Raw genomic sequence first — 13,864 nt, 5'->3', positions numbered from 1 at the left:
GTTTCGCACCCCCGCAGCGACGGCCCGCGGACTAGGCTGGCACCATGACTGCTCCCATGCCTGACCAGGCGTTGAATCCCGGCCCCGTGGCGGCCCTGTCCATCCGCGGGCTGGCCAAGCGGTTTGGCGGCAAGATCGCGGTGGACGGTATCAGCCTGGAAGTCCCGGCGGGTTCATTCTTCGGCATTGTGGGACCCAACGGTGCAGGCAAGACCACCACGCTGTCCATGGCCACCGGCCTCCTGCGCCCGGACTTCGGCACCGCCGTGGTGCACGGCGTCGACGTCTGGCAGCACCCCCTTGAAGCGAAGCGGCTCATGGGGATCCTGCCCGACGGAGTCCGGCTCTTCGACCGGCTGACCGGAGAGCAGCTGATTACGTATGCCGGACTGCTGCGCGGCATGGACAAGGCCGTGGTGGCCGCACGGGTGGGGGAGCTGCTGGCCGCCATGGACCTCAGCCAGGACGCCGGAACACTGGTGGTGGACTACTCGGCGGGCATGACCAAGAAGATCGCCCTCGCCTCTGCACTCATCCACGCCCCGCGGCTCCTGGTCCTCGACGAGCCCTTCGAAGCGGTTGACCCCGTGTCTGCAGCGAACATCCGCTCAATCCTGGACCGTTACGTTGACTCCGGCGGAACAGTCATCGTGTCCAGCCACGTAATGGACCTGGTACAGCGGATGTGCGACCACGTGGCGGTGGTGGCCAAAGGCCGACTGCTGGCCGCGGGCACGGTGGATGAGGTGCGCGCCGGTGCCTCGCTCGAGGACCGGTTCGTGCAGTTGGTCGGCGGCCACAGCCACACGGAGGGGCTGGAATGGTTGCGCAGCTTCTAAGGCTTAAACTCACGCTCCTCCGCAACGGACTGCGCCGCAGCCCCTGGCAGCTGGTGGGGATGGCCATCGCCGGGCTCTACGCGCTGGGCGTGGTGGCAACGCTGGTCATCGCCCTTGTCCTGCTGCGCAACGCCGGGCCGGTCACCGCCCACACTGCCGTGGTCCTGGGCGGCTCCGCCGCGGTCCTGGGCTGGGCCGTGGTTCCGGTGGTGGCATCGGCCACGGACATGACACTCGATCCGGCCCGCTTCACCACTTTTGCGATCCCCATGAAGCAGATGCTCGCCGGCCTTGCCCTCGGCGGCCTGATCGGCATCCCGGGCCTGGCCACCGCACTGGTGTCACTGTCCACGGTAGTCACCTGGTCCCGGGGCGTGCTCCCCGCGCTCGCCGCTTTGGCCGGGGCGTGCCTGGGTGTCATGACCTGTATTGTGCTGGCCAAGGTGGTCACCACCGCAACAGCCAGCCTGGCGGCTTCCCGGCGCTTCAAGGACATCAGTGCCATTGCGTTCATGGTGCCGCTGGTCCTGCTGGGCCCCATCGTGGCAGGGGTTGGCCGCGGCATCCCGGCATCCACCGGGTTCCTGCCCGAGTTCGCCCGGGCCTTGTCCTGGACGCCGCTCGGGGCGCCATGGTCACTCGGCGGCGACATCGCGTCGGGCCGGCCCGGGCAGGCCGCGGTGAAGCTGCTGGTATCGGTGGCGGTCCTCGGCGCCCTGGCCTGGTGCTGGAAGCTGCTGCTCGAACGGGCACTGGTCACCCCGCCGTATGCCGGCGCGGGGAAGCGCAGGGGCGGCAGGCTGGGATTGTTCGGCGTCCTGCCGCCCACCCCGGCCGGCGCCGTGATGGCCAGGTCGCTCACCTACTGGCTCCGGGACCCGCGGTACTCGGGTTCCCTGGTGGTCATCCCGCTGCTCCCGGTGGTCCTGGCGTTCCAGGGGACGCAGACGGGCAGCTATGGCAGCCTGGCTTTCCTTGCCCCGGTGTCCGCCTTCATCCTGGCATGGTCCATCTCCGCCGACGTCTCCTATGACAACACCGCGTTTGCCCTGCACCTGGCCACCGGTGTCCGTGGGGTGGCGGACCGGCTGGGCCGGGCACTGGCGTGCATGACCTTTGCGCTGCCCGTGGTGCTGGTGTTCTCGGTCGGTTACGCCGCCTTCACGGGTAACTGGACGGCACTGCCCGGCCAGTTGGGTCTCAGCCTGGGGATCCTTTTCACCGGCCTGGGCCTTTCCTCGGTGGTATCGGCCCGGTACACCGTCAACGTACCGCTGCCGGGGGACAGCCCGTTCAAGAAACCGCCAGGCAACGTGGGGCAGACCCTGGCCGTGCAGTTCGTGGGAATGCTGGTCCTGATGGTGCTGGTCCTGCCGGAGGCCGCGCTGCTGGTTGCCCAGGCGGTGACGGGCAACATCCTGTTCGGCTGGCTCAACTTCGCGGTGGGAACCGTCCTGGGCCTGGTCCTTTTCGGGGCCGGCGTCCGGCTGGGCGGCAGGTGGCTGGAGGCCCGCGGGCCGGAACTCCTGGCGCAGGTCACAGTCAACCGCTGACAGTTCCAGGAAAGGAGCACCATGGAAGTCGTGATACTCGGCGGCAGCAGGCAGATCGGAAGACTTGCGGCAGACGCCATTGAACAGCTGGTCCGCCGCAAGCCGGACGCGGTCCTTGGCCTGGCCACGGGGTCATCGCCGCTGCCCGTCTATGACGAACTTGCCGCGCGCCATGAACGGGGCCTGGACTTCAGCAGGGCGTCCGCGTTTGCGCTGGACGAGTACGTGGGCCTGCCTGCCGGCCACCCCGAGTCCTACCGGGAGGTGATACGCCGGGAATTCACGGACCGCGTGAATATCGCACCGGAGAATGTCCACGGCCCCGACGGAACCGCCACCGACATCCCGGCTGCCTGCGAGGCGTACGAACGGGCCATCGCCGCAGCCGGTGGCGTGGACCTGCAGCTGCTGGGCGTGGGCACTGACGGGCACATCGGCTTTAACGAACCGGGCTCCTCCTTCGCGTCGCGGACGCGGATCAAGAGCCTGATCGAGCAGACACGCCGGGACAATGCCAGGTTCTTCACCAACCTGGCGGAGGTGCCGCACCACGTCCTCACCCAGGGGCTGGGCACCATCATGGCGGCGCGTCACGTGGTCCTCCTGGCCACAGGGGCGCAAAAGGCGCAGGCGGTCCGCGATTTCGTGGAGGGACCGGTGGCCGCCATCTGTCCCGCGTCGGTGCTGCAGTTCCATCCGCATGCCACGGTCCTGCTGGACGAGGCGGCCGCCTCGGCCCTGAAGCTTGCGGATTTCTACCGCCACACGTACGAGAACAAGCCCGCTTGGCAGGGGCTGTGACGGCGCCTGCGGGAGCGGCGTGACGGCGTCCAAAAGTACGACGGCGGCCGGTGCGGGACCCCGGCGCGGGCGTGCCGCCGTCGAACGTCAGGCTGGGGGAACGGCTAAGATGGATGCCATGACTAGCATGACGGACCCTCTCGAAAACGACCCGATGCGCGAGCTTTCCGGGGCTGGAACGTCCACGGCCACCATTGAGCGCGAGGAACTGCGCCAGGAAGTGGAGCCGGGGGACCGGGAGCGCTTCTCGCACTATGTGCGGAAGGAAAAGATCATGGAGTCCGCCATGACCGGGGAGCCCGTCATTGCCCTGTGCGGCAAGGTGTGGACCCCGGGCCGGGACCCGAAGAAATTCCCTGTCTGCCCCGAGTGCAAGGAAGTCTATGATGGCCTCCGCCCGGGCAGCGACGGCGGGAAGGGTCCGGGCGGCTCGGGCAACAACAAGTAGTGACGGAGACGCTCTTTGGCGGCCCCACCCTGCCTCCGGCCTACCCGGAACGTGCAGCCTGGGGAACCGCCCCGAAACTCCGTGCCTGGCAGCAGGAAGCCCTTGACCGCTATCTTGCGAGCAGTCCGCGCGACTTCCTTGCGGTAGCAACCCCGGGTGCAGGTAAGACAACGTTCGCGCTGCGGATTGCTTCCACGCTGATCGACTCCGGGGCAGTGAACCGCGTGACCATTGTTGCCCCCACCGACCACCTGAAGCGCCAGTGGGCGGATGCTGCCGCCAAGGTGGGGATCGCCATCGACCCCAACTTCAAGAACTCGGACGGCCAGCACGGCCGCGGCTTCATTGGCGTCGCCGTCACCTATGCGCAGGTGGCCAGCAAACCCCTGCTGCACCGCGCCAAGACCGAGGCTGCCCGCACCCTGGTGATCCTGGACGAGATCCACCACGGCGGCGAGGCGCTGTCCTGGGGCGACGGCCTGCGCGAGGCATTCGATCCTGCGGTGCGCCGCCTGTCCTTGACCGGTACGCCGTTCCGCTCGGACACCTCACCCATCCCGTTCGTGGAGTACGCCGAAGACCGTGACGGCATCCGGCGCTCCAAGGCTGACTACACCTACGGCTATGGCAACGCCCTCCGCGACCACGTGGTCCGGCCCGTGATGTTCATGGCCTACTCCGGCCAGATGCGCTGGCGGACCAGCGCGGGCGAGGAAATGGCCGCCTCCCTGGGCGAGGCGGCCGTGACCAAGGACATCACCAGCCACGCGTGGCGGACCGCCCTGAACCCGGCAGGGGAGTGGATCCCCGCTGTCCTGGCCGGTGCGGACAGGCGGCTCAGCGAAGTCCGGCGCACCGTGCCGGATGCCGGCGGCCTGGTCATCGCCACCGACCACGAGGACGCCCGTGCGTACGCAGGCCAGCTGAAGAAGATCACCGGGGAGTCGCCCACCGTCATCCTCTCCGATGACGCCAAGGCCTCCAGTAAGATCGAGGAATTTTCCGCCGGCGACAAGCGCTGGATGGTGGCTGTCCGCATGGTGTCCGAAGGCGTCGACGTGCCCCGGCTGTCCGTGGGCGTCTACGCCACGTCAACGTCCACGCCGCTGTTCTTCGCCCAGGCCGTGGGCCGTTTCGTGCGTGCCCGCAAGAGGGGCGAAACGGCGTCGGTGTTCCTGCCCTCCGTGCCGCAGCTGATGGCGCTGGCCAACTCCATGGAGATGGAGCGGGACCACGCGCTGGACCGGCCCGAGAAGGAAGACGGCGACGGCCTCTTCAACCCGGAAGACTCGCTGATGGACGAGGCCAACCGCGAAGAGAAGGCCTCCGACAGCCTCACGAAGGGCAAGTTCGAAGCGCTGGACTCCCAGGCGTCCTTTGACCGGGTGCTGTTCGACGGCGGCGAGTTCGGCACCGGCGGCGAAGTGGGGTCCGACGACGAAATGGACTTCCTGGGCATCCCCGGGCTGCTGGACGCCGAACAGGTGGGAACGCTGCTGCGCCAGCGCCAGCATGAGCAGCTGAACCGCAAGAACCGGAAGGCCCCGGCCGCGGACGCCCAGCAGGTTCCTGCCGTTCCGGACCACCGCATGCTGATGGACCTGCGTAACGAACTGGCCAAGAACGTGGCCGCCTGGGCTGCCCGGACCGGAACCCCGCACGGGGTGGTGCACACCAAGCTGCGCACGGTCTGTGGCGGCCCGCCCGTGGCCCAGGCCAACGAGGAGCAGCTGAAGTCCCGGCTGCGTAAGCTCCAGGACTGGTTCGTGGGCCGCAAATAGCGCGCTAGGCGATGTCCGCTCCGCCGAGTTCCATCTCGGCAACGGCGTCTTCCAGGTCCTCGGCGATCCCGGCGGTCAGCGACCGCACCACAGTGACGCCGTAGCCGGCCTGGACGGCGTCCAGGGCTGTGGCCTTCACGCAGTAGTCGGTGGCGATGCCAACCACCACCACGTCCTCCACGTCATGGCTCTGCAGCCAGTCATCGAGGCCGATGGCGTCCTCATCGGCTTCCAGCTCGGCTTGGGCGCCGGGCAGGCCGCCGGGCTGCCGTTCCCCGGTGGGGACGGCGTCCTCAGGTGCCAGCAGGCCCTCGAAGCCTGAGTAGGCGGCGGCGAACTGGCCTTTCCGGAAGTACGCATCGACGTACTCCGTGTCCAGGTCCGGGTGGAGTTCGGCTCCGCGGGTGCCTGCCACGCAGTGCCGGGGCCAGCTGTCCTTGTAATCGGGCGTATCGGAAAAGTGGCTGCCGGGATCGATGTGCCAGTCCTGGGTGGCCACCACATGGTCGAATTCACTGTGGTGGGCGTCCAGGTACTCGGTGATGGCGCCTGCAACTGCGGCTCCGCCCGGAACGGCGAGCGAGCCGCCCTCGCAGAAATCGTTCTGCACGTCCACGATGATCAAAGCGCGCGACATCAGTGCTCCTCGTAGATGGTGGGGATCGCGGCCTCGCCGCGCTGCAGGCGGTTGACCACCGGCGGCAGCTCAGCCATGGAATCTGCGTGGCGCTGCCGTGCGCGCATAACGCCTTCGTGCCCGGTCCAGCCCGGCAGCAATTCACCGTTCTTCATGAACTGCTGCAGCAACGCACGGTCGTTGCCGTCGTCCTCGGGCCGGTGGCCCACTCCCACCACCTCGGCGGTGGCGGTACCGCGTTCGTCCAGCTTCCGCAGGGCGTACTTGCGGCCGCCCACGCTGGCCTTGTTCTTGGCCGCCTTGGCAACGGAGACGAAGTTGCCGTCGTCGTCCGTGCGGCTGACGAGTTTGTAGACCATGCTCGCCGTCGGGGCGCCTGAACCGGTCACCAGCGAGGTGCCCACGCCGTAGGAGTCCACAGGGGCTGACTGCAGGGCTGCGATGGCGTACTCGTCCAGGTCCGAGGTCACCACGATCTTCGTGTGCTCGTTGCCGAGGTCGTCCAGGAGGCGGCGTACCCACTGGGCCTGGGCCACCAGGTCGCCCGAGTCAAGCCGGACGGCGCCCAGCCGCGGCCCCGCCAGTTCCACAGCCGTGCGGACGGCCTTTTCGACGTCGTACGTGTCCACCAGCAGGGAGGTGCCCGCGCCGAGCGAGGCAATCTGGGCCTCGAAGGCCTCCCGCTCGGTGTCGTGCAGCAGGGTGAACGAGTGGGCTGCAGTCCCCACGGTTTTCACGCCGTAGCGGATGCCAGCCTCCAGGTTGGACGTGCTGTCAAAGCCGGCGATGATCGCCGCACGCGCCGATGCGGTGGCGGCCTCCTCGTGGGTGCGCCGGGATCCCATTTCGATGCAGGGACGGCCGCCCGCAGCGCTGACCATCCGGGACGCGGCGGAGGCGATGGCGGTGTCGTGGTTGAGCACGGACAGCAGGTAGGTCTCCAGCATGCAGGCTTCGGCGAAGGAGGCCTCCACCACCAGGATGGGGGAGTTGGGAAAATACGCTTCTCCCTCGGCGTAGCCCCAGATGTCCCCGGAGAATTTGTAATTGGCCAGATACTCCAGCGTTTCCTGGTTGACCACCTGGGTGCGCTCCAGGAAATCCAGTTCCGCCTGGCCGAAACGGAAGTTGGCGATGCCTTCCAGGAGCCGTCCGGTGCCGGCAACGATCCCGTAGCGCCGGCCGTCGGGCAGCCGCCGCGCGAACGCCTCGAACACTGACCTGCGGTGCGCGGCCCCGGAATGGAGGGACGCCTGCAGCATGGTCAGCTCGTAGTGGTCGGTATAAAAGGACGTGCGGGGATGGTCCCAGCCGGCTGAGGTGCTCACGAAAGTCACTCTAGTGGGCATCCACATAGAATGGACAGATGACCATAAGCGTTGCGCCCGGCCCTGATACACAGGAGGGCATCCGGACCGGCACAGCAGAGTCCACCGACTCCCTGACCGCCCCGGACATCCCCTGGAACCTGGTGATCTGGAACGATCCCGTCAACCTGATGAGCTATGTCAGCTACGTTTTCCAAAGCTACTTTGGCTACGCGGAAAGCAAAGCGAACAAGCTCATGATGGAAGTCCACAAGAAGGGCCGTTCCATCGTTGCCTCGGGCAGCAAGGAACAGGTGGAGCGCCACGCCGTGGCCATGCACGGTTTCGGGCTCTGGGCCACGGTGGAAAAAGCCACCGGCGGCACGGGCGGCAATTCAGGCAAGTCCGGCGGTCCGGGCCAGGGTAAGGGGAAGCGTGGCTAAGGCATTCAAGTACGGGCTCAAAGGCATCACGGGCTACCTGGAACCCGCTGAACGGGACCTGCTCCGCAGCCTCATCGATGACGTCGTCTCAATGCTCCAGCCCGAGGACCGCACGGGGCAGGACCCGCTGGCAGCACTCATCGGCCTGGACATGGACGTGGCCGAACCCACGGACCGTGCCGTCAAGCGGCTGCTGCCCAACGTGGTGAAGGACGACGGCGCCGCGTCCCTTGAGTTCCGCCAGCTCACCGAGCGGTCACTGCGGGAAACAAAGATCGGCGCCCTCCGCGCGGCTGCTTTGGACCTGGACAAGGACGAGATCGTGCTGACCCCCGAGGGGGCCCGCCACTGGTCGATGGCGTTGAACGACGTGCGGCTGGTCCTGGCGGAGCGGCTGGACATCCGGGACGAGGCAGACGCCGAGCACGTCCACCGCATGCAGGACTGGTCCCAGGCCGAGGATGTGGAGAGCTACCTGGCGCTGGTGTACAACTTCACCACCTGGCTGCAGGAGTCCCTCGTCCAGGCCATGCTGCAGTCCATGGAACCCCGGCGGTGAGCTCCGGCGGCCCGGGGGAGGCCGTGCGCTGTGACACAGCAGACATGAGTTACCGGACACAAGATGATGGCTGACGCTTCCGGGACCCCCTATCCTCGAATAATCATGACAACAGCCCCGAGCATGGAACCACCGGCAGAAACGCAGCCTGACTCCGGCGAAGGCGCGCTGCCGGCCGCTGCCCCGGAAGCCCGCCCCATCGGCGTCTTCGATTCTGGTGTCGGCGGCCTCACCGTGGCCCGCTCCATCATTGACCAGCTTCCCAACGAGTCCATCCTCTACGTGGGGGACACCGCGCACGGGCCGTACGGGCCGCTCCCCATCGCCGAAGTGCGGGCCAACGCACTGGGTGTGATGGACGAACTGGTGGACTCCGGCGTCAAGCTGCTCACCATCGCCTGCAACTCGGCGTCGGCCGCTGTCCTGCGGGACGCCCGGGAGCGCTACACCGCCAAGTACGGCATCCCCGTCATCGAGGTCATCCAGCCTGCCGTCCGGCGTGCCGTTGCCGCCACCCGCACCGGAAAGGTGGGCGTGATCGGCACGTCCGCAACGGTGGGGTCCCGCGCGTACGAGGACACCTTCGCCGCGGCCCCGGACCTGGACATCACGTCGGTGGCGTGCCCGGAGTTCGTCAGCTACGTGGAGGCCGGAATCACCACGGGCCCGGCGCTGCTCGCCGTCGCGGAGGAATACCTGGCACCGCTGAAGGCCGCCGGGGTGGACACCGTGGTCCTGGGCTGCACCCACTACCCGCTGCTGACGGGCGTCATCTCCTACGTCATGGGCGCCGACGTCACGCTGGTCTCCAGCGCGGAGGAGACCGCCAAGGACGTCTACCGCGCCCTGGCCACCCACAACCTGCAGCGCACCTCGGAGGCTCCGCCCGAGCACCACTTCGTCGCCACCGGTGACGCCGGGCAGTTCGAGGCGCTCGCCCGGCGGTTCCTGGGACCGGAAGTATTGTCAGTCCGGCACGTGGACCATGTGGCCGCGCAGTACCCCACCGGCAGCCTGGCCCGGATAACCCCTGAGATGATTGCAGCCGCCCAAAGCGCGCGCAACCGTCCCCGGATCTCCAACTTCGTGGGCGGCGGTCTTGCCGGGGCGCGCCGCGGCGGAGGGTCCGCCCAGTGAAGCTGACCATCGTGGGATGCACGGGCTCTTTTCCCGGGCCCGGCTCCCCGGCATCGTGCTACCTCCTGACCGCCTCCGACGGCGAGCGGACCTGGAAGGTGGTGATGGACCTCGGCAGCGGGGCACTGGGGGCCATCCAGCGCTACACGGACCTGGAGGACATCGACGCGATCTTCCTCACCCACCTGCACCCTGACCACTGCATGGACCTGTGCGGGCTGCACGTTGCCATCCGCTGGAAGCCCGGCGGCTGGGGCCGCGGCCGGATTCCCGTGTGGGGGCCCGCCGCCACGGCAGACCGGATGGCCACCGCCTACGGCCTGCCCCTGGATCCCGGCATGCACGAAGAGTTCGACTTCACCAACTGGACCGAACGCGAACCCGTGACCGTGGGGCCGTTCACCATTACCCCGTTCGCCGTCAACCACCCCATTGAGGAGGCCTACGCCCTCCGGGTGGAAGTGGTGGAGCCCGGCAAGGACGGCAGCCCGGTGTCCCGGGTCCTGACCTATTCCGGGGACACCGATTCCTGCGCAGGGCTCGAGGAAGCCGCCAAGGACGCGGACATCTTCCTGTGCGAGGCAGCCTTCGAAGAGGGCCGTGATGACGGCATCAACGATGTGCACCTGACGGGCAAGCGGGCCGGGGAGGCCGCAGCGGCAGCGGGCGCGCGTCGGCTCCTGCTGACCCACATCCCGGTGTGGACGTCCCAGACGACCGTGATGGCCGAAGCCCGCCCGGTGTTTCCCGGCGACGTTGCGGTTGCCGTGGCGGGCGTGCACTACACGATCTAGCTGCCCCTGATTCCAGCGCCTGATTCCACAGCGCCTGCCTGCCGCACCGGCACTCGATAAGCTAAAGGCATGACATCTGAAGCAACAGCAGTACCCATTGTGCGCGCCGATGGCCGCGCCCCCGACCAGCTCCGGCCCATCAGCATCACCCGCGGATGGTCCAACCAGGCTGAGGGATCGGCGCTGATCGAATTCGGCAACACCAGGGTCCTGTGCACGGCATCACTGACCGCCGGGGTCCCGCGCTGGCTCAAGGGCGAGGGCCGCGGCTGGGTCACGGCCGAGTACGCCATGCTGCCGCGCGCCACCAACACGCGTTCGGACCGCGAATCCGTCAAGGGAAAGATCGGCGGCCGCACGCACGAGATCTCCCGCCTGATCGGGCGTTCGCTGCGCTCCATCATCGACACCAAGGCACTGGGCGAGAACACCATCGTGCTGGACTGCGACGTCCTGCAGGCCGACGGGGGCACCCGCACGGCAGCCATCACCGGCGCCTACGTTGCCCTGGCCGACGCCATCCGGTTTGCCCGCGACACCAAGCTCATCGCCAGGAATGCCCAGCCGCTCATCGACACCATCGCGGCAGTCTCGGTGGGAATCATCGACGGCGTCCCCATGCTTGACCTGCCCTACGTGGAGGACGTCCGTGCGGAGACCGACATGAACGTGGTGGTCACCGGCTCCGGCAAGTTCGTCGAAGTCCAGGGCACTGCTGAGGGTGCGCCCTTCGACCGGGACGAGCTGAACCAGCTCCTGGACCTCGCGCTGCTGGGCACCGCCCAGCTGGCTGCCATCCAGCGCGAGACCCTCGCGGACACCCTGTGACCGGTGTGGCTCCCCGGCTGGTGCTCGCCACACACAACAAAGGCAAACTCAGCGAACTCCGTGAGCTGCTGCGCGGACAGGTGCCAGGGCTCGACGTCGACACCCAGGTGGTGGACGCCGCTGCGGCGGGTGCGCCGGACGTCGTCGAGACCGGAGTGACGTTCGCCGAGAACTCCCTGCTGAAGGCGCGTGCGGTGGCCGGGGCCACCGGCCTGGTGGCCATCGCCGACGACTCCGGCCTGGCCGTGGACGTCATGGGCGGGGCCCCGGGCATCTTCTCCGCCCGCTGGTCGGGGCGGCACGGTGACGATGCCGCCAACCTGGAACTCCTGCTGAACCAGCTGTCCGATGTTCCCGACGAGCACCGCGGTGCCGCGTTTGTGTGCGCCGCCGCCCTGGCCATGCCTGCGGACGCGGAGGGCCCCGGGCGCGAGGTGGTGGAGTACGGGCAGCTGGAGGGCATCCTCCTGCGTGAACCGCGCGGTGCCGGTGGTTTCGGGTACGACCCCGTGCTGCAGCCGGCGGGCGAGGAACGCAGCTGCGCCGAGCTGTCCGCCGAGGAGAAGAACGCCATCAGCCACCGCGGCAAGGCCTTCCGGGCGCTGCTGCCGTCCATCGTGGCGGCATTGGAGGCGGCAGGCTAGGACACGAGGCCGGGCCGCGGGAACCCGCCGAACGGAACCAGCAAAAAAGGTGCGCACCCCGGCGGGGTGCGCACCTTTTTGGGTGTGGGGAGCGGGCGGAGGACTGCTACTCCGGCCGGCCGCGATGGATGTTCCGGGGAGTCTTCTGCTCCTCTTCCGGTTCGTGTTCTTCGATGTACTCGTCGACGGTGTCGGTGCCGTATGCCTTCGCCTGCCGCCGTGCGGACAGCCCGCGCAGGAGCTCGATGCCGATGGGGACCACCGAGACCAGCACGATGACGATGAAGATAATGTCAAGGTTGTCGCGGACCCACGGGACCTTGTCGCCCAGCAGGTAGCCGAGGAGCGTGACGCCGCCGCCCCACAGCACCGCGCCGATGACGTTGTAGATGAAGAACTTTCGCTTGCTCATCTGCGCCACGCCGACGATCACGGGCACGAAGGTACGGATGATGGGCACGAAGCGGGCCAGGATCAGTGCCTTGCCGCCGTGCTTTTCGAAGAATGCGTGGGCGCTCTCGACATTTTCGCGCTTGAACAGTTTGGAGTTGGGCCTGTTGAAGATGGCGGGGCCGGCCTTGGATCCGATCAGGTAGCCGGCCTGGTTGCCAATGATCGCGGACACCACGATCAACGCGGCGAACGCGAAGATGTTGAACTTGATGGTGCCGGTGGCCACCAGCAGGCCCGCCGTGAACAGCATGGAATCGCCCGGCAGGAAGAAACCGATGAGCAGGCCGGTCTCGGCGAAGATGATGCCGCACACCAGCAGGACCACCCAGGGGGCCAGCGCGGGATCGGCCAGGAAGACCTGGGGGTTCAGCCAATCGGGCAGGAAGGAAGCCATTTTCGGCTGGACCGGTCCCGCACCGCCCAGCATGGACACAGCGAGGTCATTCATCACAGGAAAGTTCACCCCTCAAGGGTACTTGACGGGCCTGTGCTCCCCGGGGCCGGGGGTCCGCGGCGGTAAGGTAGGGGCCGTGGGTTTGGACTTTACGGCGATCGACTTCGAAACGGCCAACGGCTTCCGTGGCTCCCCGTGCTCGGTGGGGCTGACCAAGGTGAGGGGGGGCCGGATCGTTGAGGAGGCCTCCTGGCTGATGCGTCCGCCGGCGGGATACGACTCCTTCGACCACAACAACGTCAGGATCCACGGCATCACTGCCGCTGACGTCGCCGGCGCGCCCCGTTTTGGCGACCTGTTCCCCGAAATCGGCGCGTTTATCGGCGACGACGTGCTGGCCGCGCACAACGCCGCCTTCGACCTCGGCGTGATCCGCTCGGCGCTGGAAGTCTCCGGCCTGCCCGGCCCCGCCTACGACTACGTCTGCACCGTCATGCTGTCCCGTCGCTGCTACTCGCTGGTGTCCAATTCCCTGCCCTTCGCCGCCGAGGAAGCGGGCGTCCCGCTGGTCAACCACCACGACGCCGCGGAGGATGCCCGTGCCTGCGCCGGCATCCTCGTCGACATCGCCGGCCGCAACGGCGCCAACAGCATCGCCGAACTCTACCTGTCCCTGGGGCTGGCGATGCCACGGCAGCAGGCCTTCGACCCCGCCACGGACGACCTGTCAAAGCCCAGCCTCGCGGCGCTGGCAGGCAACTCCGGCAACGGGGCCGCCCTGGTCCGCCGGTTCCAGTCCGGCTGGCCGGAGGAAGGACTGAACCCCGAGCCCAACCTGGACGCCGAGCCCGGGCACCCGTTGTACGCCCAGACGGTGGTGTTCACCGGGCAGCTCTCCATCAACCGTCCGGACGCCAAATTGCGGTCGGCCCGGTGCGGGGCGCGGACCGAGAGCCGGGTCACCGCGCGGACCACCGTCCTGGTGGTGGGAGACGGGTTTGTTGCCTCGGACCTTCGCTCGGGCAGGCTCACCGGCAAGGCGCGCCGGGTCCTGGAGCTTCACGACCGGGGGCAGGCCATTGAAGTGCTGTCCGAGGGGGAGTTCCTGCAGATGGTGGGCGGCGGGGATGCCCGGGGGCCGCTCGGTGGTCCCGGGGAAGCCTGGGCCGGCGCCCGCGCACCTGCCGTCAACGCCTGATCCCCGGCGGGGCCGCGCACAGTCATCCGGCGCAACAAAGCTTGGCCG

Annotated in this window: 15 protein-coding genes; 12 read left to right on the top strand and 3 right to left on the bottom strand. The window is 68.0% G+C overall.

Annotated elements, in window-relative coordinates; genetic code table 11:
• Positions 1-44 precede the first annotated feature (44 nt).
• From VIK36_RS13500 to VIK36_RS13480, 5 genes are all read left to right on the top strand, one after another.
• On the top strand, positions 45-839 hold the full coding sequence (locus VIK36_RS13500) for an ABC transporter ATP-binding protein (RefSeq protein ID WP_324642287.1): 795 nt from the start codon (positions 45-47) through the stop codon (positions 837-839).
• The gene (locus VIK36_RS13495) at positions 821-2,392 is read left to right on the top strand and encodes a transporter (RefSeq protein ID WP_324642286.1); all 1,572 of its coding nucleotides are present in this window, start codon (positions 821-823) and stop codon (positions 2,390-2,392) included. Before VIK36_RS13500 ends, VIK36_RS13495 begins: the two co-directional genes overlap by 19 nt.
• A gap of 21 nt (positions 2,393-2,413) precedes the next feature.
• Entirely contained in the window at positions 2,414-3,193 is a 780-nt protein-coding gene (gene nagB, locus VIK36_RS13490) for a glucosamine-6-phosphate deaminase (protein WP_324642285.1), read from the top strand.
• Between the two features lie 109 nt (positions 3,194-3,302).
• Positions 3,303-3,641 carry a DUF3039 domain-containing protein gene (locus VIK36_RS13485; protein WP_324642284.1) on the top strand — a complete coding sequence of 113 codons (339 nt, stop codon included), beginning with the start codon at positions 3,303-3,305 and terminating at the stop codon, positions 3,639-3,641.
• Positions 3,641-5,422 carry a DEAD/DEAH box helicase gene (locus VIK36_RS13480; protein WP_324642283.1) on the top strand — a complete coding sequence of 594 codons (1,782 nt, stop codon included), beginning with the start codon at positions 3,641-3,643 and terminating at the stop codon, positions 5,420-5,422. Before VIK36_RS13485 ends, VIK36_RS13480 begins: the two co-directional genes overlap by 1 nt.
• A 4-nt stretch (positions 5,423-5,426) precedes the next feature.
• On the opposite strand, the gene VIK36_RS13475 is transcribed toward VIK36_RS13480, so the two are convergent.
• Both VIK36_RS13475 and VIK36_RS13470 read right to left on the bottom strand, forming a co-directional pair.
• Positions 5,427-6,059, bottom strand: coding sequence for an isochorismatase family protein (locus VIK36_RS13475; protein ID WP_255172572.1), 633 nt, complete (start codon positions 6,057-6,059; stop codon positions 5,427-5,429).
• The gene (locus VIK36_RS13470) at positions 6,059-7,387 is read right to left on the bottom strand and encodes a nicotinate phosphoribosyltransferase (protein WP_324642282.1); all 1,329 of its coding nucleotides are present in this window, start codon (positions 7,385-7,387) and stop codon (positions 6,059-6,061) included. Before VIK36_RS13470 ends, VIK36_RS13475 begins: the two co-directional genes overlap by 1 nt.
• Before the next feature lie 38 nt (positions 7,388-7,425).
• Between VIK36_RS13470 and clpS the strand changes: the two genes are divergently transcribed.
• From clpS to rdgB, 6 genes are all read left to right on the top strand, one after another.
• Entirely contained in the window at positions 7,426-7,809 is a 384-nt protein-coding gene (clpS, locus tag VIK36_RS13465) for an ATP-dependent Clp protease adapter ClpS (RefSeq protein ID WP_324642281.1), read from the top strand.
• Positions 7,802-8,368, top strand: a complete 567-nt coding sequence (locus VIK36_RS13460) for a DUF2017 domain-containing protein (protein ID WP_255172569.1) — start codon at positions 7,802-7,804, stop codon at positions 8,366-8,368. Before clpS ends, VIK36_RS13460 begins: the two co-directional genes overlap by 8 nt.
• Positions 8,369-8,473: 105 nt before the next feature.
• A complete protein-coding gene (murI, locus tag VIK36_RS13455; RefSeq protein WP_420716212.1) occupies positions 8,474-9,505 on the top strand; it encodes a glutamate racemase in 1,032 nt (343 codons plus the stop codon).
• On the top strand, positions 9,502-10,299 hold the full coding sequence (locus VIK36_RS13450) for an MBL fold metallo-hydrolase (protein WP_324642280.1): 798 nt from the start codon (positions 9,502-9,504) through the stop codon (positions 10,297-10,299). The genes murI and VIK36_RS13450 overlap by 4 nt, the downstream gene beginning before the upstream one ends.
• A 69-nt stretch (positions 10,300-10,368) precedes the next feature.
• Complete coding sequence (rph, locus tag VIK36_RS13445; protein WP_251046341.1) at positions 10,369-11,127, top strand: ribonuclease PH; 759 nt, start codon at positions 10,369-10,371, stop codon at positions 11,125-11,127.
• Positions 11,124-11,771, top strand: a complete 648-nt coding sequence (gene rdgB / locus VIK36_RS13440; RefSeq protein ID WP_324642278.1) for an RdgB/HAM1 family non-canonical purine NTP pyrophosphatase — start codon at positions 11,124-11,126, stop codon at positions 11,769-11,771. The genes rph and rdgB overlap by 4 nt, the downstream gene beginning before the upstream one ends.
• Positions 11,772-11,877: 106 nt before the next feature.
• Here rdgB and VIK36_RS13435 read toward each other — a convergent pair whose 3' ends face one another.
• Positions 11,878-12,672: a VTT domain-containing protein gene (locus VIK36_RS13435; protein WP_159635376.1), complete on the bottom strand. Its 795-nt coding sequence runs from the start codon at positions 12,670-12,672 to the stop codon at positions 11,878-11,880.
• 82 nt (positions 12,673-12,754) lie between these two features.
• Between VIK36_RS13435 and VIK36_RS13430 the strand changes: the two genes are divergently transcribed.
• Positions 12,755-13,816, top strand: coding sequence for an exonuclease domain-containing protein (locus VIK36_RS13430; protein ID WP_324642276.1), 1,062 nt, complete (start codon positions 12,755-12,757; stop codon positions 13,814-13,816).
• Positions 13,817-13,864 lie beyond the last annotated feature (48 nt).

The sequence above is a fragment of the Pseudarthrobacter sp. LT1 genome (genome assembly GCF_035621795.1).
In the GTDB taxonomy this organism is placed as follows: domain Bacteria; phylum Actinomycetota; class Actinomycetes; order Actinomycetales; family Micrococcaceae; genus Arthrobacter.
Note: the sequence above shows the minus strand (reverse complement) of the source record. Positions and strands in the feature narration are given on the sequence as shown.